Below are 18,311 nucleotides of genomic sequence, written 5' to 3'. Positions count from 1 at the left end.
CTACTTGGGGACGTAGACGTGGACGACGATCCCCGAGCCGAACCGGTTCACCTCGGCCAGCTTGAGGTGGGTCGTGTCGAACCCCGCGCCCTCGAACAGGTGCTTGCCTGCCCCGACGACGACCGGGAAGTACCAGAAGTGGAACTCGTCGACCAGGCCGTGCTCCACCAGCGTGCGGTCCAGCTCTCCGGTGCCCCACTTGATGATGTTCTGTCCGGGCTGCTCCTTCAGCTTCGCGACCTCCTCGGCCACGTCGCCCCGGATGAGGGTGGCGTTCCAGGTGGTCTCGGTCAGGGTGCGCGAGGCCACGTACTTCGGCATCTTGTTCATGGCCTCGGCCTGCGGGCCGTCCTGCGCCGACCACGCCTCGGCGAATCCCTCGTAGGTCACCCGGCCCAGCAGCATGGCGTCCGCCGAGGCGGACAGGTTCGTGACGTAACCGTGGTGCTCGTCGTCCCAGTACGGGTGGCCCCAGTGCTGGGGCTCGGCCCGTGACGCGGTGGAGGGGCGGGTGTCGTCGATGATGCCGTCCAGCGACACGAACGTCGACTCGATGAGCTTGCGCATGGTCTCACTCCTTGGTCAGCGTGCGCGGCCCGGTGTGCCGCTCACCTGCTGATTCCAGGCTGCCGCCGGCCCCTTACCGTTTCCTTACCGGTACCGCCGGACGACATCGGTGGACCGGCCGCGAACGTCAAGATTCGAGCCGTGCGCGTACGACCGGGCGGAACCGGCGTCGAACTGGTCTCCCGGCAGGCCGGCGGCTCGGAACGGCGGCTCGCCGCGCACCGTGTCGTCGCGGCCACCGGCACCACGCCATCGCCGCCGGACTCCGCCTGGACCTGGACCCGATCCTGGGCACCACCCGCCTGCCGGCCCCGCTCATCGACCCCGACGACCACTCCTGCGGCACCGTACGCCCGCACGGCGTGGACGAGCTGACCCATCCGGAGCCCGGCTCCTACGCCATCGGCATGAAGAGCTACGGTCGCGCCCCCGCCTTCCTGCTCGCCACCGGTTACGAACAGGCCCGCTCGGTGGTGGCCGCGCTGGACTTCCGGCGCGCTGACCCGTTCTCCCGGCGAAGGGTATCGCCGGGCGGGACCTTCGCCCCTACTCCCGCCCGCCCGCGGCCGGGAGCGTGGCAGGAAGGACAAGGAGGCTCCTATGAAGGCGATGACCTATCACGAGCCGGGCCGGCGCACCTGGGAAGAGGTCCCCGACCCGCAGCTCACCTCCCCGACGGACGCGATCGTACGGGTGGACGCCGTCACGATCTGCGGCACCGACCTGCACATACTCAAGGGCGACGTGCCCGCGGTCGAGCCGGGCAGAGTCCTCGGCCACGAAGCCGTGGGCACCGTCGTGGCGGCCGGCAGCGCGGTCACCGGCGTCGAGCAGGGCGACCGGGTCCTGGTCTCCTGCATCACGGCGTGCGGCCGCTGCCGCTACTGCCGCACCGGCATGTACGGACAGTGCCTGGGCGGCGGCGGCTGGATCCTCGGCCACCGCATCGACGGCACCCAGGCCGAGTACGTCCGCGTGCCGTACGCCGACACCTCCACCCACCTGTTGCCCGAGGCCGTGACCGACGAGGCGGCGCTCATGCTCGCCGACATCCTGCCCACCTCCTACGAGGTCGGCGTGCTCAACGGCCGGGTCCGGCCCGGCGACACCGTGGTCGTGGTCGGCGCCGGACCGATCGGCCTGGCCGCCATCACGACCGCGCGGCTGTTCACACCTGGCCACATCATCGCCGTCGACCCCGCCGCGACCCGGCTGGAGGCGGCCAAGAGGCTCGGCGCGGACCTTCTCGTGGGCTCCGGGGACGACCCCGAGGCCGCGGTCGCCGAGCTGACCGGCGGCCTGGGCGCCGACGTCGCCATCGAGGCGGTCGGCATCCCGGAGACCTTCGAGCTCTGCACCCGCCTCGTCCGCCCCGGCGCGCACCTCGCCAACGTCGGCGTCCACGGCGCGCCGGTCACCCTGCACCTCGAAGACCTGTGGATCCGCAACCTGACCATCACCACCGGCCTCGTCGACACCTACTCCACCCCGGCCCTGCTCGACATGGTCGCCGCCGGCCGGCTCGACCCGACCGTGTTCGTCACCCACCGCTACGCCCTGCACGACATGGAGGCCGCATACCAGACGTTCTCCGACCCGGCGGGCAGCGGGGCGCTGAAGGTCGTCCTGTCCCGCGACGCCTGAGGCGTGCGCAGTCCCGTACGAGGTCCGCGGCGCGGACCTCGTACGGGAGTTCCGGCACCATGACGGGCGCGCGCCGAAAGGCCTGGGGAGCGGGGACGTTCGCCGGTGTCGCGGGACGGCCGGAGGGTCCACCCTGGGATCAGGAGCACTCACAGGGAAGAAGATGATCGACATGCTCCCGATTCGTTCCCTCATCGCCACCACGATGGTGGCCACCACCACGGGCCTGCTCGCCGTACCGGCGCAGGCCGTCCAGCAGGCCACGCCCACGCTCGTCGGGATCCGGGCCGCGCACCACAACGGCCTGGACCGGCTGGTCTTCGAGTTCCGCGGGCGGGTGCCCGACCAGCGGGACGTCCGCTACGTGTCCAAGCTGATCGCCGACGGCTCCGGCCGGCGGGTGAACGCGGTGGGCAGCGCGCTGCTGCGGATCCGCTTCGCCGGGGCCGACGGCCACGACCGTAACGGCAAGGTCACCTACGGCCCGGCCAGCCGGACGTACGCGCTGCCCGGCCTCATCCAGGTCGTCAACACCGGCGACTTCGAGGCCGCCTTAACCTTCGGCGCGGGCCTGGCCTGGCGCGCGCCCTACCGGGTCTACACGCTCACCCGGCCGAGCCGTGTCGTCATCGACATCGCCACGCCCCATCGGACGGTGCCGGTACGTGCCCACTTCCTCGACACCGCCAGGTACGAGACCGGACGGGGGCCGCACACCACCGGTGTACGGCGGCCGGTGATTCCACCCGCCACCGCCCACGGCGCGCTGCAGCGGCTGTTCGCCGGTCCCACCCAGGCGGAGAAGGCGCACGGGCTGCGCTTCGTCAGCTCCAGGGCCACCGGCTTCAGCAGGCTCACCGTGAAGAACGGAGTCGCCAGGGTCTACCTGACCGGCCGTCTCACCAGCGGAGGGTCGACGTTCACGGTCGCCGACCAGATCAGGCCGACGCTCAAGCAGTTCCCCTCCGTCAAGTGGGTGAAGATCTACGACGCCGGTGGCCACACGCAGCGGCCCTACGGCCCGTCCGACTCCGTCCCGGAGTCGCTGGAGCCGTGAGGCGGGCCCCCTGCGGCGATCATGGCGGCTGGAGCCGTCCGCCCGTCCTGCGCCGGGCTTCCACGACGGCGAGGGCCGCCATCCCGCCCAGGGTCCAGAACGTCACCATGGCGAGGTCCGTCCACGGCCACGGCCGTCCCGCCAGCGCGGCGAGCACCGTGTGCGACACGTGCTTGAGCGGGAAGACGTCCCCGGCGATGCGCAGCGCGCCGGGGAGTTCGCCCCCGATGACGAAGACGTCGGAGACGAAGGCCAGGGGGAGGAACGTGCCGAGGGTGATGGCGTTGACGGTCTGCTGCCTGCTCGCGAACGCCACCACGAGGGCTCCGAGCACGGTGAAGCACGCCGTGCCGAGGACGATCGCGGCGAGCATGCCGGCGAGCGCGCCGGGCCCGATCCTGACGCCGTGGCCGAGCGCGGCCACCAGCGCCAGCAGGACGGTGGTGGCCGTGGTGACCAGCAGTGCGGTGGCGAGGTGGCCGGTGTGGTAGGCCCAGCGCGGCAGCGGGGTGCCGGCCAGCCGTTTGAGCACGCCGCGCTCGCGATCGCCGGCGATCGTGTCGGGAATGTTCACGTACGAGGCCACGCCCACCGTGTAGGTGATCATCGCGGCGAGCATGAACACCGGCAGCCGCACCCCCGAGACCCGGGCGCCGGCGAAGATCAATGAGATCAGCGCGAGCAGCAGGACCGGCAGGATCACCGTGAAGAACGCCGTGGACAGGTCCCTGCGCAACCGGACCAGCGCGTGCGTGACCTGATCGGTCACCAGCCGCCATCGCGCGGGGCGCCCCTGCCGCAGGGGGCGCCGGTTCCGCGCCGCCCTCGCGGTCTGGGCATGGGCCTGGGGCCGTTCCCAGCGGAAGCGCCAGACGGCCACCACGGCGCCGCCGGCACCCCATGCCGCCAGCACCACCAGGTGGCCGGCCTGGAAGCCCGCTCCGGTGAGTAACGGGTTCATGGCGTCGCGGACGGCGTGCGCGAAGTGCCGCAAGGGGAAGACCCACCCCACGACGTCCAGCCAGGCGGGCAGCCGGGCGCCGACGAGGATGACGTCGGAGATGAACGCCAGCGCCAGCAGCAGGCCGGTGCCGAGTAACTGCACCGCCGCCGCGTTGCGCAGCAGCGCCACCATCGCGAAGCCGAGCGCGGTGAAGCAGGCCGCCCCGAGCAGCAGGGTGAGCAGCAGAGCGGGCAGCGTGCGCCAGACCATCTGAGTGCCGTAGAAGAGTCCGCCGACGGTGAGCAGCACGGCCACCGTCGTGGCCGCGACCGCCAGCGACGCCCCTGTCAGCCCGGCGAGCACCGCCGAGGCCGGCACCGGCGTGCCGTGCAGCCGCTTGAGCCAGCCGCGGTCACGCAGATCCGCCAGGCGGATGGCGAGCGCGCCGAAGCAGCCCTGGGCGACGCCGAACACGGCCATGACGGGGATCACGAACTGCATGACGCGCACGTCCGTACCGGGCTGGACGACCTGGTTCCCCACCGCCGCCCCGACGATCACCGTCATCAGCAGGGGCATCGCGACGGTGAAGAAGGCCGCCATCGGGGTGCGGACGAAGGAGAGGGTCTCGTGCCGGACCAGCCGCCCGATCATGATGGCGCCTCGCCGACTAAGTCGAGATAGACGTCCTCCAGCGACGGCCGGGACAGGGTCAGCGAGGTCAGTTCGGTGCCGCGCTCCAGCGACCAGCCGGTCAGCGCGTGCAGGTCGTGGGCGGGCCGCGCGGTCTCGACCGACACCGCCGCGCCACGCACCTCGACGCGGCCGGTGAGCGGTGGCAGGTCGGCTGCGGCCGTGCCCTCGGGCAGGATGAAGGACAGCACGCTGGCCCGCTCGGCCGCGATGAGGGTGTCCGGCGCGCCGCAGGCGGCCAACCGGCCCGCGCGCAGCACCGCGACCCTGTCGGCGAGGTGCTGGGCCTCGTCCATGTAGTGGGTGGTGAGCAGGATCGTCGTGCCGAGCGAACGCAGGCCGTCGATCAGTTCCCACGCGTGATGGCGAGCCGACGGATCGAAGCCGGTGGTCGGCTCGTCCAGGAACAGCACGTCCGGGCGCCCGACCAGGCCGAGCGCCAGGTCCAGCCGGCGCCGCTGCCCACCGGACAGCGTCCGCACGCGGGCGTCGCGCTTGTCCTGAAGCCCGACCTGCTCGACAACCTCGTCAGGATCGCGTGGGCGCGGGTAGAAGCCTGCGTACAGCCGCACCAGCTCGAAGACGGAGAACTCCTCCTCGAAGCCGGCCTCCTGCAGGACGATCCCGATGTGCTCGCGGTAGGCCCGGCCGCCGGTGGCCGGATCGAAGCCCAGCACCGACACGTGACCGGCGTCGCGCCCGCGGTGCCCTTCCAGGATCTCCACCGTGGTGGTCTTGCCCGCGCCGTTCGGTCCGAGCAGCGCGAACACCTCTCCCCGTTCGACGGTGAAGCTCACCCCGTCGACGGCCTTCACCGTCCCGTACTGTTTGCGCAGTCCCTCGACCATCACCGCTGACATGCCGGCTCCTCCATCCGCTGGGCCATCTCCACGAGCCGGTCGGCACAGCCCCATGCGTTGTCGTAGCAGCCCAAGACCTTGACCAGGTCGCCGCCGGACCGGGTGAGACCGGAGTCGACCACGCAGGGGGCGGCATCGCCGATGATGTCGCGGGAGACGAGCGGGTCGGTGCTGGAGCGCAGGATGGCGCGGCCGATCCTGCCGAACCCGTTGATTCCGATTCTCATGCCCTCATCGTCCGGCGATCCCGGCTCGTGGGTCAGAGGCCACGGTCCCGCGATGGGACGGACCTTCGCCCCTCTCCCGGCGGGCCGTCATCCCGCTTCCGGCGGCGGTGCTTACCGGTCCCCGCCGATCGGGCGGAGATGCCTCAGCAAGGTCATGGCGGTCACGGCCAGGCCGAGCACGAGCACCCCGCTCAGGGCCGTGACGACGAGCAGCCCCTGGGTGAAGGCGGCCTGCGCCTCCGCCACCAGGTCCGCGGCCTGCCCCTGCGGCAGCGCGGCGGCGGCGGTCAGCGCCTCGCCGAGCGAGCCGCCCGCGTGCGGCGAGGTGACCGTGCCGCCGTAGACGGCGGTGCCGACGCTGCCGAGCAGCGCGATGCCGAGCGCGATGCCCAGCTCACCGCCGCACTCGGCCATCGCCGACGCGGACCCGGACCGCTCCGGCGGCGCCGCTCCGACGATGAGGCCGAGCCCCAGCGCGCCCACGGGCGCCATGCCGAGGAAGGCGATCGTGACACCCGCGATCAGCGTGCCGAGGCCGTCGCCCGCCACGACGACGGCGAACCCGGCGGCGGACATCACCAGCCCGGCCCCGACGACGAGGCCCGGCCGGAACACGCCCGCGACGAGCGGCGCCGCGAGCGAGCCCGCGACCAGGCCGAGAGCGGGTACGGCCATCCACAGGCCCGCGGCCAGCGGCGAGAGGCCCTCGACGAGCTGCAGGTGCTGGCTCACGAACAGGTAGACGCCGCCCTGCAGCACCATGGCCAGCGCCAGGATCAGCAGGGCCGCGCTGAACGAGCGGTCGCCGAACAGGCGCAGGTCCACCAGCGGCTCCGCCAGCCGGCGCTGCCGCCGGACGAACGCCCAGCCGAACGCCAGGCCGACGCCGAGGGCCGCGTACGCCACCGGCTGCCCCGGGTCGTCGGCCAGCTCCTTCAGTCCGTGGACGAGCGGCAGGATCGCGGCCAGCGACATCGCCACGCTCGCCAGGTCGAGCCTGCCGGAGCCCTCGGCCCTGGTCTCCGGCAGCAGGACCAGACCGCCCACCAGGACGGCCACCATGATCGGCACCCCCATCAGGAACACCGAACCCCACCAGAAGTGCTCCAGGAGCACCCCGCCGATCACCGGCCCGGCCGCCGCGCCGCCCATGAAGCAGGCGGTGAACACGCCGATGGCCAGGGCGCGCCGCCTGGCGTCGGCGAACAGCCCGGCCACCAGCGCCAGCGCGGACGGCCCGATCGTGGCGCCCGCGATCCCCAGCAGCACGCGGGCGCCGATCAGCATCACGGTCGTGGTGGAGTACGCGGCCACGAGCGAAGCGGCGGCGAACGCGGCCGCACCGATCAGCAGCAGCCTGCGCCGGCCGATCCGGTCACCGATCGAGCCCATGGTGATGATGAATCCGGCGATCATGAACCCGTACACGTCGGTGATCCACAGCAGCTCGGTGGCGCTGGGGTTCAGGTCCGCGGCCAGGTGAGGCAGCGCGAGCATCAGCACCGTGTTGTCCACGGCGAGCAGGAGCGTGGCCAGGGCGAGCACGAGCAGCCCCAGCCACGCCCGCGCCCCGGTCCTGGGGGAAGTCGTGGTGGTCGTCATGCGATCAGCCTGGAGGGCGGACGTTCGGGTCCTGTTCGGAACTGCTTAGGGTGAGATCCATGCGCTTCGCCGTACTCGGGCCGCTCGAGGTGATCGCCGACGACGGGCGTGCCGTGCGCGTGCCCGAGCTCAAGGTACGGGCGCTCCTGGCCTGCCTGCTCGCCGGAGACGGGCAGGTCGTGGCCGCCGACCGGCTGATCGGGAACCTGTGGGGGCCGGAGCCGCCGGGCAACCCGCTGGGCGCGCTGCGCGCCAAGGCGTCGCAGCTGCGCAGGGCGCTGGACGAGGCGGAGCCGGGTGCCAGGGAGCTGATCGTCACGCGGTCGCCCGGCTACCTGGTCGGCGGCGACACCGACGCCCGCCGCTTCCGCGAGGCCGCCGGCCGGGCCGGGGCCGCCGGCCACCCCCGGGAGAGAGCCGCCCTGCTGGCCGAGGCGCTGTCGTGGTGGCGCGGCCCGGCCTTCGCCGGCTTCCCCGGCGAACCGCTCGTGCGGGGGGCCGCGGCCCGGCTGGAGGAGCAGCGGCTGACGGCTCTGGAGGACTACGCCGACGTACGGCTGGCTCTCGGGCAGGACTCGTCCCAGATCGGCGAGCTGGCCGAACTCGCCGCTCAGCACCCCACGAGGGAACGCTTCCACGGCCTGCTCATGCGCGCCCTCTACCGTTCGGGACGGCAGGCCGAGGCGCTGGAGGTCTACCGGTCCCTGCGTGAGCGCGTCCGCGACGAGCTGGGCCTCGACCCCGGCCCCGAGCTCGCCGCTCTCCACCAGGCGATCCTGGAGCAGAGCCCCGGCCTGCGCCGCCCGGCGGTCGTCCCGGCGCCCGCCCCCGCCCGGCTGCCCGAACCGCTCACCGAGCTCGTGGGCCGCGACGAGGCCCTCGACGAGCTGGCCGCGCTGCCACCCACGACCCGGCTCGTGACGCTCACCGGCACGGCCGGCGTCGGCAAGAGCCGCCTCGCCCTGGCGGCCGCCCACCGGCTCGCCGGCGACTTCCCCGGCGGCGCGTACCTGGTGGAGCTGTCATCGGTCACCGCGGGCCCGGACGTGGCCGAAACCATCGCGACGACACTTGGGGTACGCGACGACGGCGGCGCGGGGGCGGCACCCGGCATGATCGGCGGCGGCGCGAGCGGGACCGTACCCGGGATGATCAGCGGCGGCGCGGGCGCGACCGTGCCGGGGGTGCCCGGCGGAATGGGGGAGTCGATCGCCGCGGTCTTCGGCGATCGCCGGGCTCTGCTGGTGCTCGACAACTGCGAGCATGTGGTGGAGGCGGTGGCCGAGCTTGTGGAGCGGCTGCTGCGCGGTGGGTCCGGGCTGTGTGTGATCGCCACCAGCCGGGAGCCTCTGGGGGTGACCGGCGAGGTGGTGCGGGAGGTGCCGCCGCTGGACGTATGGGCGGCGATGCGGCTGTTCGCCGCCCGGGCCGCCGACGCGCAGCCGGGTTTCGCGCTGACCGCTGGGGACGCCGACGCCGCCGAGGTGATCTGCCGCCGCCTCGACGGCATCCCGCTGGCGCTGGAGCTGGCCGCCGCCCGGACGCGTTCGCTGGGCGTGGCGGCCCTGGCGGCGCGGCTGGACGACCGCTTCCGGCTGCTGTCGGCGGGACGCCGGGCCGGCCCCGCCCACCAGCGGACCCTCAGGGCGGCACTCGACTGGAGCTGGGAGCTGCTCACCGAGCCCGAACGCGTGGTGCTGCGCCGCCTGGCCGTCCACGTGGGCGGCTGCACGCTGGAGGCCGCCGAACGGGTCTGCGCCGTGCCTCTGCCGATCGAGGGAGCGCCGCCCGTCCGCGGGTCGGACCTGGCGCCGGACGACGTCGCCGATCTGCTGGCCCGGCTGGTGGACCGGTCGCTGATCGTACGGTCGGGCGACAGGTACCGGTTGCTGGAGTCCGTGGCCGCGTACGGGCTGGAGCGCCTGCGCGAGGCAGGCGAGCACGACCGCGTCCTGAGCTGGTACGCCACCTACTACACCCAGCTCGCCGAGTGCGCGGAGTCCTACCGGAGCGGGCCCGCGCGGCACCGCTGGATCCGGCGGCTGGACGCCGAGGCCGCCAACCTGCGCGGCGCGCTGGATGCCGCCATGAGCCTGGGCGACACGCGGCTGACCGAGCGGTTCACCGCCTCGCTCGGCTGGTACTGGGTACAGGCCGGCCGGTTGACCGAGGAGCCGGGCCTGCGTGACCTGCAGGCCACGTGAGCTATCGCCCGCCAGAGGCGAAGGGCCCGGAAACCGAGGTCCTAGTGCCCGCCCGGCCGGTGACTTGTAGCCGGTGACACGGGCCGGAACCGCGGCCTAGCGTTTCAGCATGCCGAGTACGCGCGGCCGCGCCCCGTTGCTCACCCGACAGAAAGGCTGAACCCATGACCGCATCCACGGACCGCGGCACTCAGGACGGTGTGCTGGCGACGATCCGCACCCACCACGACCAGCTCGGCCGGACCATGTCCGACCACGCGCTCACCATCAGCCGCTCGATCGACCGTCTGGCGTCGCCCGCGGCCCGGCGCGGAGTGCTGGTCGACTTCTGCAACCAGGAGGTGCTCCCGCACGCCATGGCGGAGGAGGAGACGGTGTACCGCGTCGCCGCCGACCTGCCCAGGACCAGGCTGCTGGTGCGGGCGATGCACGACGAGCACCTGACGCTGCGCGAGCTGGTCGGCGACCTCGCCTCGGCCGGCTCCCCGGGAGAGATCTCCGCCGCCGCCACGGCGCTGAACGCCGTCTTCCAGAGCCACGTGGAGAAGGAGAACGAGATCCTGCTGCCCGCGCTGGCGGACGCGGGAGTCGACCTCGCCGCCCTGCTCAAGGGCATGCAGGAGGTCCTCGGCGGCGAGCCGGACACCGTCGAGGCCGTCGAGGAGGAGCGGGCCCCGGCCGAGTCGCCGGAGCTCGACGTGCGCCGGCTGGTCCCGGCGCAGCGCCACGAGCAGATCTTCGCCACGTTCGGCGAACTGACCGCGCGTACGGCGTTCGTGCTGGTCAACGACCATGACCCGAAACCTCTCTACTACCAGTTCGCCGCCGAGCACCCGGGCGAGTTCACCTGGGAGTACCTCGAGTCGGGCCCGACTGTCTGGAAGGTCCGCATCGGCCGCCCCTGACCATAAGGCCCGGCCACCTCGGCCAGAGCGCCACGAGGGCCGCCCCGGTGGTCAAGAGCCGGTTGCGGCCGGCTCGATCCGGACCGTGACCCGTTCGCCCGCCTCGGCGTGCCCGTCCAGGCCGGTCGCGTCCGTCAGCCGCGGCAACATCACGGCGAACTGCCGCGACGGCAGCATGTAAATCAAGTTCACAGCCTGGTAGCCGAGCCACAGCACGACCGGCATCCCCCGGAGTGACGCTCGCCGGATTCGACCGCGGCCTGAGCGAACACCCGGCCATCCTAAGTGCGCGAATTCCTCACCTCCCGGCGCGCCAAGATCACTCCCGAGCGTGCCGGGATGAGCGTGAAGTATTACGCCAAGCTCAAACGCGCCCACCTGCCGTTGGCCTCGCGTACGAAACCAACGGCGGCAACGCCATCCCGCGCCGCCGCCCCACGCAGCCGACGGCACGCCCCGGCCTGCAGTAGATGCTCGACACCCTCACCACCGCCCCGGCGATCGTCGGCAACGACCGGTCGGAACCGCCAACCTCCTGGGCCGCGCCCTGTGCCTGACGTCTGCGTGCCTGACGTCTGCGTGCCTGACGTCTGCGTGCCTGACGTCTGCGTGCCTGACGTCTGCGTGCCTGACGTCTGCGCCCACCTCACCCGGCCGCCGAACTTCGCCCGTTTCACCTTCCTCGACGGCGCCGCCGGCAGCTTCGACCTGGTCGGCGAACTGTCCACCCTCGGCGACGACTTCCACCGCCGCTGGGGCGCCCACGACGTGGGCAGCTGTGGGGTGCGGGGCGGGCGTGGCCCTGGTCAGCGGGCGCTCACCTTGAACAGGCCGTGCGCGCCGGCCTCCGCCTGCCGCATCGTGTGGTCCACGACCGGGTACGTGCCCGCCTCCGGGAAGACCAGCTCGGCGAAGCCGCCCTGGGCGGGGGCCAGATCCAGCACCTGCGCGCCGCCCGCGTCGTCCGCGCGCAGCCGGTACGCGCCTTCCTTGTAGATCGTGTCGAACGGCGCCCCCACGACGTGCAGTGCCGTGCCCGAGCTGGGACCTGCGGCGACGGCCCAGATCCGCACCCGCTCCCCGGCCTTCGCCGCCAGCGGCGCGTGGTCGTACCCGGCGGCGGTGCCGTTGAACATCCAGCCGTCGGGACGTCCCTCGCGGATCTTGGCCACCTGGGCGTCGCTGCCCGGCTCGCCGAGGTGGAGCTCGCCCTGCACCAGGAGGTACTCGCGGTCCACCTCCGGCAGCCCCGGCGGATCGATGACCACCGCGCCGTACATGCCGTTGGCGATGTGCTGCGTCATCGGCATGGTCGAGCAGTGGTACAGCCAGGCTCCGGCGTGCCCGGCGCGGAAGCGGTAGGTGAGGCGTTCGCCCGGTTCGATGGTGCGCATGACCTCGTCCGGCGCGTTCGCCCCGGCGTGGAAGTCGATGCCGTGGCCCATCGTGCCGCCGTTCACGAACGTGACCGTGAAGGTGTCGCCGACCTTGCCGCGCAGCACCGGGCCAGGGACCTTGCCGTTGAACGTCCACACGCGCTGCCGCACGCCGGGCGCGACCTCCTGGACGGCCTGGTCGTCCACGCGGATCTCGACCTGGTGCTCCACGCCTCCCGGCGCGGGCTTGAGCGTCGCGTCGTGCGGGGTCCATTCCGGTGACATGGGCGCGGACAGGTCGAGGCGGGCGGGGGCCGCGGTGTCGCCGCCGGTGTCGCCGCCGGTGTCGCCGCCGGTGTCGCCGCCGGTGGCGTGGCCGGTGGCGTGGCCGCCGTGCGCGGTGCCGGCGGGGACGACGCGCATGGTCATGCCCGCGGCGCGGTGCCCGGCCACGGTGCACCAGCCGTCGACCGCCTCCGCCAGGGGCGGCAGCGTGAGCGTGGCGCTCTCGCCGCGGCCCAGCAGCGGGGTGCGCTCGCCGGTGGCCAACCGCAGGTCGTGCCGCTGGGCGTCGGTGTTGGTGACGCGCAGCGTCAGCATGGTGCCGGGCGCGGCCTCGATCACCGAGGGCCTGATGCTCATCCCGGCCAGGGTCACCTCGACCGTCCGCGCCCCCGTAGCGGTGACCCTTTCCGCCGTCCCTTCACCACCGGTCGTCGACACCACGACCGCCGCCGCCGTCAGCAGAATCCCCGCCACCACCCCGGCCAGCCCGGGCCAAGCCCGCAGCCACCCACCACCGGTCCCATCACCATCACCATCACCGTCACCGCCGCTGGCGCCTGCGGCGGCGCCTGGGGCGGCGTCGGCGGCCGTCGCGCCACCGATGGAGGCGCCGCGAGACGCGTCGCCAGCAGAGGCGCTGCGGGACGCGCCGTCGGCGGAAGCGCCTCCTGCGATCGCGCCGCCGCCGGGTCCGGGGCGGGTCGTCGCGCCGCCGCTGGGTCCGATGAAGGTCGTCGTGCCGCCGTCGGGTCCCATGAGGGGCGTCGCGCCGCCGCCGGTGGGGCCGTGGCCTGGTGTCGTGACGGTTGTCTTCTCGGCTGCGGGACGCGTACGCCCGAGCGCTCGGGAACGGGTCAGGGCGATCGTGGCCAGGGTCACGAACGCGGCGGTCGCGGCGAGCACGAGTGCCCAGCCGAGCAGGCGCAGGGGCGCGGGCACCGGCAGCGCCAGCAGCGGCACCCCGAGGTTGAAGGCCGCCAGCCGCACCGCCCAGCCGCGCTCCAGCAGCGCCGCGTTCTCCTTGAAACGGGCCGGGCCGCCGCCCAGCACCGCAGGGAGCAGGTGCAGCAGCGAGCCGAGCAGCACCTGGGCGACGAACCCGGCGAGCACCAGCGGCAGCAGCGGATCCAGCCCGGCGGTGACCTCGGCGGCCGGACGGGTGGCCACGATCGCCAGGTTCGCGACCAGCGCGATCCCGAACCAGACGACGCCCGCTCCCATCGTCCAGGCCGCCCCGGTGTGCGGGCGCCGCCGGCGCACCGCCTCGGCCAGCGGTGCCAGCGCCGCCACGGTGCCGGCCGCGTAGGCGGCCAGCCCGGCGAGCGCGGCCCACCGCCAGCCGGTGAGCAGCCCGGCCACGGTCACCGCCAGACCGGGGGCGGCCAGCCACAGCCCGATCCTGGATGCCCGGCGGGTCCGGTCTGGCATGCGGGTGCGCAGCACGGTCGGCCACAGCGTGAACAGCGTGCCGAGCACGGTCAGCCCCACCCAGCCGAGCAGGTTCACCTCGGCGTGCGCGGCCTGCATGCGCTCGTGGGCATCGGCGTGCGGGACGTGCGCGGCCAGCAGCCCGCCGAGCACGCCACCGGCCGCCAAAGCGCCGGCCGCGCTCACGTACCAGCCGATGACGTGCCCGAACCTGCCGGGCAGGGCCCGGCGCAGCAGCGTGACCAGCACGTACGCGTGCCACAGCACCACGACCACCACCACGCCCGCGCCGGCCGCGGCGAGCTGCCAGGGACCGGCGGCGACCCCGTACAGGATCGCGATCGTGGCGGCGTTGAGCAGCGCGAGCCGGGTGAGGCTCGCCGTCTGCGCGGGGGTCCTGGTGCGCAGCAGCGCGACGGTGAAGTGCTCGCTCCAGATGAGGATCGCGGTGGAGACCCCGCCGAGCAGGAACACGTGGATCAGCAGCCAGCGCGGCGCCGGCAGCACGTCGCCGGCCAGCGCCACCGCGACGGTGAGGGCCAGCCAGCCGACCACGATCGCGTTCGCCCGCAGGTGCCACGACGCGCGCGGGCGCTGCGGCGGCGTGCTCGGGGCACCCGGCCCCTTACGGATCTCGACGGGGTTCACCGCCGGCACCTCCTTATCGTGACCGGTCCGCGAGCGCGACGCCGCGACCGCGCATCCGGCGAACAAGAGCAGGGCGAACACGGCCAGGACGCCGCCGAGCGTGCGGACCGCGTCCAGGGCGGCCAGGTCACCGGCGACCCGGGCGGCCACGGCCACGTGCAGCAGCGTCAGCGGCGCGTACAGAACAGGCCGGTACGGGAGCCGCACCCGCAGCACCGCCGGCAGGATCACCGGGGCGTGGCCGAAGACCATCGACATCACGAAGCCGAGGAACAGCGCGTGCAGGGCCGCGTCGTACAGGTAGCGGCCGGACGACAGGCCGGTGGCGGCCCACAGGACTCCGGCCACGCCGAGCCAGGCGTAGCCGGCCAGCAGGCACACGGCCGCGTACCGGGGCAGGCCGGAGCCGCGGACGGTGTGGCGGGCCACGTCGCGCCAGGCCAGCCAGACGGCGACCAGGACCATCCCGGCCCCGGCCGTCCGCGCGCCCATGGCCGGGCCGGCGAGCGAGACGAGGGCGCCGCCGCCGACCAGCGCGGCCGCCGCCACCAGGCCGCCCCACGCCCCGGGCCGCAGGAAGACGACGTGCGCCAGCTCCAGCCGTTCGGCGGCGATGGTCAGCACGTGGAAGGCGGCGAACCAGACCACCAGCTCCGGGATCGGCCGTCCGGCCAGCCACAGCAGGCCGCCGCCGAACCAGGCCAGCGCGCCGGCCAGCTGCATGAGCGTCTCGCGGCTCACCCGCCGGCCCAGCAGCGCGACGTAGACGGCCACCAGCCAGCCGGCGGCGGCGGTCAGCGCCGCCTTGCCTGCCTGTTCGGCGCCGGCGGCCAGGGCGACCGCCCCGAAAGCGGACAGCGCGGGGGCCGCGTATCCCCAGAGCTGCCGGAGCGCCACCGCGCGTTCCAGCGAGATCAGCGTGCCCAGGAAGCCCAGCGCCATCAGCGGCCCGTGCTGCTCCGTGAACGCCGCGGGGGCGGGCAGCCAGGCGACCAGCAGGGCCACTCCGCCGAACAGGCCCGCGACCAGCGCCACCGCGGCCCCGCCCAGCAGGGGGAGCCGCCCGGCGGCCAGACGGGGGCCGGGGTGCGCACGGGTCGTCGGCACGGGCGGTTGCTCCACTTCCGGGAGGGACGTGACCAACGTAGGGCGAGCTCAGGCCGCCGGTCGGGGGCCGAAGGTCATCTCGGGAAGGACCAAAGTCCTTTTCCACCCGATCGGCAGACGGGCTCAAGGAAGCCGCGTACGGAGCGTGACCCGGGGTATGGGGCGCCCCACCGCCCTCGACAAGCGACCACGCCGCAAGATCATCTGCTCCACCACGCCAAGGAGGACATTTCCGTGGAACGCGTCATCGCCGGATTCGACGGCTCGCCGGGCTCCGTCAGGGCGCTCGGGTGGGCGCTCGGCCAGGCTCGCCTGCACCGCGCCGAGCTCCAGCCCTGGACGATCCTGCCGGACCGGACATCGGCGACCGGCGAGAAGACCGAGGAAGACCTGCGCCGGGCGGCCGGCGACATCATCCGGGGCTATGCCGAACCGCGCTTCGGCCACGGCGGTGCCGCGGCCGGCCTCATCGCCGCCTGCTCCCCCGGTGACCTGCTCGTCGTCGGTTCGCGGGGCCACAACCGGCTCGCCGGGCTGCTGCTCGGCTCTGTCAGCAAGGCCTGCCTCTACCAGGCGCCGTGCCCGGTGACCGTCGTCCCGGACCTGCCGCGCCTGTCCGACTCGCACAGCCACGTGATCGCCGCGGTCGACGGATCGGAGCACGCCCGGCACGCCCTGCGGGTGGCGGCCGAGGAAGCCGCGCTGCGCGGCGTCGACCTGCACGCCGTGCACGCCGTGCACTGGGACTCCGTCGGGGTCGAACTGGTCAAGCCCGACACCGACCGGCTGATGGAGTGGGGCGAGCGCACGCTGGACCGCGAACTGGCCGAGACCGGGGTCAAGGCCCGGCCCCTCGTCGTCCAGGGCCACCCCACCGACGTGCTGACGAGGCTCGGCGCCGAGGCGGACCTGCTCGTCCTGGGTTCCCACGGCCGCAGCCGGCTGGAAGGCGTCCTGCTCGGGTCCACCAGCGAGTACTGCGCCCAGCACGCGCCCTGCCCGGTCATGATCACCCGTGACGTGACGTGACGGCTGGCCATTCCACGGGCGCGGGCCGTACGATTCCGCGTCATGATCATTCGTTTGTCGGCGGCGGTGGCCGCCGGTGTGGTGCTTCTGTCAGGTGCGGCCCACGCCGACCCGGTCAAGGGCGCCCCTGAACTGACCCACAACGCGCTCTACAAGGCGGCCAAGCTGCCCAAGGTCTCCTGCGGGGCGGCCAAGGGCACGACCGCCGCCTCGACCAGGACGTACATCACCAAGCTCGTCGGCTGTCTCAACAAGGCGTGGAAGCCGGCCATCAAGGACTTCCAGCCGGTCAAGGTGGAGTTCAGGGCCAAGGACGACCTCCAGTCCTGCTCCAGCGGCATGGACCTGCGCGAGTCCTTCTCCGAGGTCTGCGGCACCGTCATCAAGGTGCGGCTGGCCGACGACTGGATCAGGGCGAAGAAGGACGACAAGATCCTCTCCTCGCTCACCCGGACGTGGAGCGGCGTCGTCCTCGGCCAGACCGGCATCGGCCGGGCCTGGTGGGCGCTGCGGAACGACGGCTCGGAGAAGGTGATGAACGAGCAGAACCGCCGGTACGGCCTGCAGTCCGACTGCCTCCAGGGCGTGTCGGTCAAGAGCCTGGGCCGCACCGTCAAGGACTGGCCCGCCTTCCTCAAGTCCGCTCAGCCCAAGGCGTATGCCAGGTTCGCCAAGAACGACGGCAAGCCCGCCAACCGCGCTCACTGGGCCGGGCAGGGCCACAAGGCCGGCAAGCCGGGTGCGTGCAACACGTGGAAGGCGCCGTCCGCCAAGGTCGCGTGACCCCCTCGTCAGGGCAGCGTCGCCAGGAAGTTGGCGACCACCGGGTTCGGGTCGTCACGGCGCCAGGCGGCGGCGACGCGGGTGCGGGCCGTGCCGGGCGTGATCGCGCGGAAGGCGACCCCTGCGAGCCGGACGCGCCGGATGCTCGCCGGGGCCAGTGACACGCCCAGCCCGGCCTCCACCAGGGCGCACACGGTCAGCCATTCCACCGCGTGCCGGCCGATCCGCGGGGTGAAGCCCGCGCCGGCGCACAGGTCCGTGATCTGGTCGTACAGGCCCGGCCCCGCCGCGCGGGGCAGGAGCACGAACGGGGAGTCCGCCAGCCGCGCCAGCGGGACGGACCGGAGGGACGCCAGCGGATGAGCGGACGGCAGGACGGCGACGAAGGGCTCGGTCAGCACCGTCGCGAAGCCGAGGTCCGCCTCACCGGAGTGCGGCTCGCGCAGCAGGCCGACGTCGATCGTCCCGTCGTGCAGGGCGGCGAGCTGCGGGGCCGTGGTCATCTCGCGGATGTCGGGCCGCACCTCGGGGAACCGTTCCAGGAAGGCGCGCAGCAGGCCGGGCAGCACGGTCAGCGCCAGTGAGGCGGCGAACCCGATCCGCAGCCGGCCGGTCCGCCCGCTTCCCGCGTCCCGCGCGGCGGCGAGCCCGGCCGCGACGCCGGCGAGGGCCCGCTGGGCGGCCGGCAGCAGCTCCCGGCCCGCGGCGGTGAGGGAGATCCGGCCCGGCTCGCGGTGGAAGAGCGGGTGGCCGACCCTCTCCTCCAGGCGGCGGATCTGCTGGCTCAGCGGCGGCTGCGCGATGCCGAGGCGGACGGCCGCGTGGCCGAAGTGGAGTTCCTCGGCGAGCACGGCGAACGCGTGCAGGTGGTGCAGCGGAAGCTCGGGACGGTCCATACGCCCAGAGATATCAGTCCATGAGTCCACGCGTCTTCGACGTATCGCCGCCGATCA

The 18,311-nt window shown here is 73.5% G+C and carries 15 protein-coding genes; 7 read left to right on the top strand and 8 right to left on the bottom strand.

The features are described from left to right. A complete protein-coding gene (locus ACZ6YG_RS13540; protein WP_148031807.1) occupies window positions 1-567 on the bottom strand; it encodes a dihydrofolate reductase family protein in 567 nt (188 codons plus the stop codon). Between the two features lie 141 nt (window positions 568-708). On the opposite strand from ACZ6YG_RS13540, the gene ACZ6YG_RS13535 reads away from it, so the two are divergent. From ACZ6YG_RS13535 to ACZ6YG_RS13525, 3 genes are all read left to right on the top strand, one after another. Next, a complete protein-coding gene (locus tag ACZ6YG_RS13535) occupies window positions 709-942 on the top strand; it encodes a hypothetical protein (protein WP_397196738.1) in 234 nt (77 codons plus the stop codon). A gap of 225 nt (window positions 943-1,167) precedes the next feature. Then, window positions 1,168-2,211: a zinc-dependent alcohol dehydrogenase family protein gene (locus tag ACZ6YG_RS13530; protein ID WP_148031808.1), complete on the top strand. Its 1,044-nt coding sequence runs from the start codon at window positions 1,168-1,170 to the stop codon at window positions 2,209-2,211. Between the two features lie 172 nt (window positions 2,212-2,383). After that, entirely contained in the window at window positions 2,384-3,268 is an 885-nt protein-coding gene (locus ACZ6YG_RS13525) for a GerMN domain-containing protein (protein ID WP_364236411.1), read from the top strand. A 19-nt stretch (window positions 3,269-3,287) separates the two neighbouring features. Here the strand turns inward: ACZ6YG_RS13525 and ACZ6YG_RS13520 are convergent, their stop codons facing one another. From ACZ6YG_RS13520 to ACZ6YG_RS13505, 4 genes are all read right to left on the bottom strand, one after another. After that, window positions 3,288-4,865, bottom strand: coding sequence for an ABC transporter permease (locus ACZ6YG_RS13520; RefSeq protein WP_466018133.1), 1,578 nt, complete (start codon window positions 4,863-4,865; stop codon window positions 3,288-3,290). After that, on the bottom strand, window positions 4,862-5,764 hold the full coding sequence (locus ACZ6YG_RS13515) for an ABC transporter ATP-binding protein (RefSeq protein ID WP_364236417.1): 903 nt from the start codon (window positions 5,762-5,764) through the stop codon (window positions 4,862-4,864). The genes ACZ6YG_RS13520 and ACZ6YG_RS13515 overlap by 4 nt, the downstream gene beginning before the upstream one ends. Beyond that, the gene (locus tag ACZ6YG_RS13510; protein ID WP_271279409.1) at window positions 5,752-5,991 is read right to left on the bottom strand and encodes a hypothetical protein; all 240 of its coding nucleotides are present in this window, start codon (window positions 5,989-5,991) and stop codon (window positions 5,752-5,754) included. The genes ACZ6YG_RS13515 and ACZ6YG_RS13510 overlap by 13 nt, the downstream gene beginning before the upstream one ends. A 111-nt stretch (window positions 5,992-6,102) precedes the next feature. Beyond that, window positions 6,103-7,593, bottom strand: coding sequence for an MFS transporter (locus ACZ6YG_RS13505; RefSeq protein WP_397196742.1), 1,491 nt, complete (start codon window positions 7,591-7,593; stop codon window positions 6,103-6,105). A gap of 59 nt (window positions 7,594-7,652) precedes the next feature. On the opposite strand from ACZ6YG_RS13505, the gene ACZ6YG_RS13500 reads away from it, so the two are divergent. Both ACZ6YG_RS13500 and ACZ6YG_RS13495 read left to right on the top strand, forming a co-directional pair. Then, complete coding sequence (locus ACZ6YG_RS13500; protein WP_466018132.1) at window positions 7,653-9,797, top strand: AfsR/SARP family transcriptional regulator; 2,145 nt, start codon at window positions 7,653-7,655, stop codon at window positions 9,795-9,797. Between the two features lie 164 nt (window positions 9,798-9,961). Further along, the gene (locus ACZ6YG_RS13495) at window positions 9,962-10,702 is read left to right on the top strand and encodes a DUF2249 domain-containing protein (protein WP_466018131.1); all 741 of its coding nucleotides are present in this window, start codon (window positions 9,962-9,964) and stop codon (window positions 10,700-10,702) included. A 51-nt stretch (window positions 10,703-10,753) separates the two neighbouring features. Here ACZ6YG_RS13495 and ACZ6YG_RS13490 read toward each other — a convergent pair whose 3' ends face one another. Further along, a complete protein-coding gene (locus ACZ6YG_RS13490; protein ID WP_466018130.1) occupies window positions 10,754-10,927 on the bottom strand; it encodes a hypothetical protein in 174 nt (57 codons plus the stop codon). A gap of 581 nt (window positions 10,928-11,508) precedes the next feature. Next, window positions 11,509-15,546: a multicopper oxidase domain-containing protein gene (locus ACZ6YG_RS13485; protein WP_466018129.1), complete on the bottom strand. Its 4,038-nt coding sequence runs from the start codon at window positions 15,544-15,546 to the stop codon at window positions 11,509-11,511. 234 nt (window positions 15,547-15,780) lie between these two features. Here ACZ6YG_RS13485 and ACZ6YG_RS13480 point away from each other — a divergent pair, with 234 nt between their 5' ends. Both ACZ6YG_RS13480 and ACZ6YG_RS13475 read left to right on the top strand, forming a co-directional pair. Further along, complete coding sequence (locus ACZ6YG_RS13480) at window positions 15,781-16,575, top strand: universal stress protein (RefSeq protein WP_466018128.1); 795 nt, start codon at window positions 15,781-15,783, stop codon at window positions 16,573-16,575. 42 nt (window positions 16,576-16,617) lie between these two features. Further along, window positions 16,618-17,358 (top strand): hypothetical protein, encoded by a 741-nt coding sequence (locus ACZ6YG_RS13475; protein WP_148031817.1) that lies wholly within the window; start codon window positions 16,618-16,620, stop codon window positions 17,356-17,358. Between the two features lie 8 nt (window positions 17,359-17,366). Here ACZ6YG_RS13475 and ACZ6YG_RS13470 read toward each other — a convergent pair whose 3' ends face one another. After that, entirely contained in the window at window positions 17,367-18,254 is an 888-nt protein-coding gene (locus ACZ6YG_RS13470) for a LysR family transcriptional regulator (RefSeq protein ID WP_466018127.1), read from the bottom strand. Window positions 18,255-18,311: the final 57 nt, after the last annotated feature.

Source organism: Nonomuraea sp. NPDC054003 (assembly GCF_055585125.1).
Note: the sequence above shows the minus strand (reverse complement) of the source record. Positions and strands in the feature narration are given on the sequence as shown.

What these genes read in the sequence shown, in the direction of transcription:
- ACZ6YG_RS13540 (WP_148031807.1), bottom strand. Translation starts at nt 567, where the DNA reads ATGCGCAAGCTCATCGAGTCGACGTTCGTGTCGCTGGACGGCATCATC.
- ACZ6YG_RS13530 (WP_148031808.1), top strand. Translation starts at nt 1,168, where the DNA reads ATGAAGGCGATGACCTATCACGAGCCGGGCCGGCGCACCTGGGAAGAG.
- ACZ6YG_RS13525 (WP_364236411.1), top strand. Translation starts at nt 2,384, where the DNA reads ATGCTCCCGATTCGTTCCCTCATCGCCACCACGATGGTGGCCACCACC.
- ACZ6YG_RS13520 (WP_466018133.1), bottom strand. Translation starts at nt 4,865, where the DNA reads ATGATCGGGCGGCTGGTCCGGCACGAGACCCTCTCCTTCGTCCGCACC.
- ACZ6YG_RS13515 (WP_364236417.1), bottom strand. Translation starts at nt 5,764, where the DNA reads ATGTCAGCGGTGATGGTCGAGGGACTGCGCAAACAGTACGGGACGGTG.
- ACZ6YG_RS13510 (WP_271279409.1), bottom strand. Translation starts at nt 5,991, where the DNA reads ATGAGAATCGGAATCAACGGGTTCGGCAGGATCGGCCGCGCCATCCTG.
- ACZ6YG_RS13505 (WP_397196742.1), bottom strand. Translation starts at nt 7,593, where the DNA reads ATGACGACCACCACGACTTCCCCCAGGACCGGGGCGCGGGCGTGGCTG.
- ACZ6YG_RS13500 (WP_466018132.1), top strand. Translation starts at nt 7,653, where the DNA reads ATGCGCTTCGCCGTACTCGGGCCGCTCGAGGTGATCGCCGACGACGGG.
- ACZ6YG_RS13495 (WP_466018131.1), top strand. Translation starts at nt 9,962, where the DNA reads ATGACCGCATCCACGGACCGCGGCACTCAGGACGGTGTGCTGGCGACG.
- ACZ6YG_RS13490 (WP_466018130.1), bottom strand. Translation starts at nt 10,927, where the DNA reads ATGCCGGTCGTGCTGTGGCTCGGCTACCAGGCTGTGAACTTGATTTAC.
- ACZ6YG_RS13475 (WP_148031817.1), top strand. Translation starts at nt 16,618, where the DNA reads ATGATCATTCGTTTGTCGGCGGCGGTGGCCGCCGGTGTGGTGCTTCTG.
- ACZ6YG_RS13470 (WP_466018127.1), bottom strand. Translation starts at nt 18,254, where the DNA reads ATGGACCGTCCCGAGCTTCCGCTGCACCACCTGCACGCGTTCGCCGTG.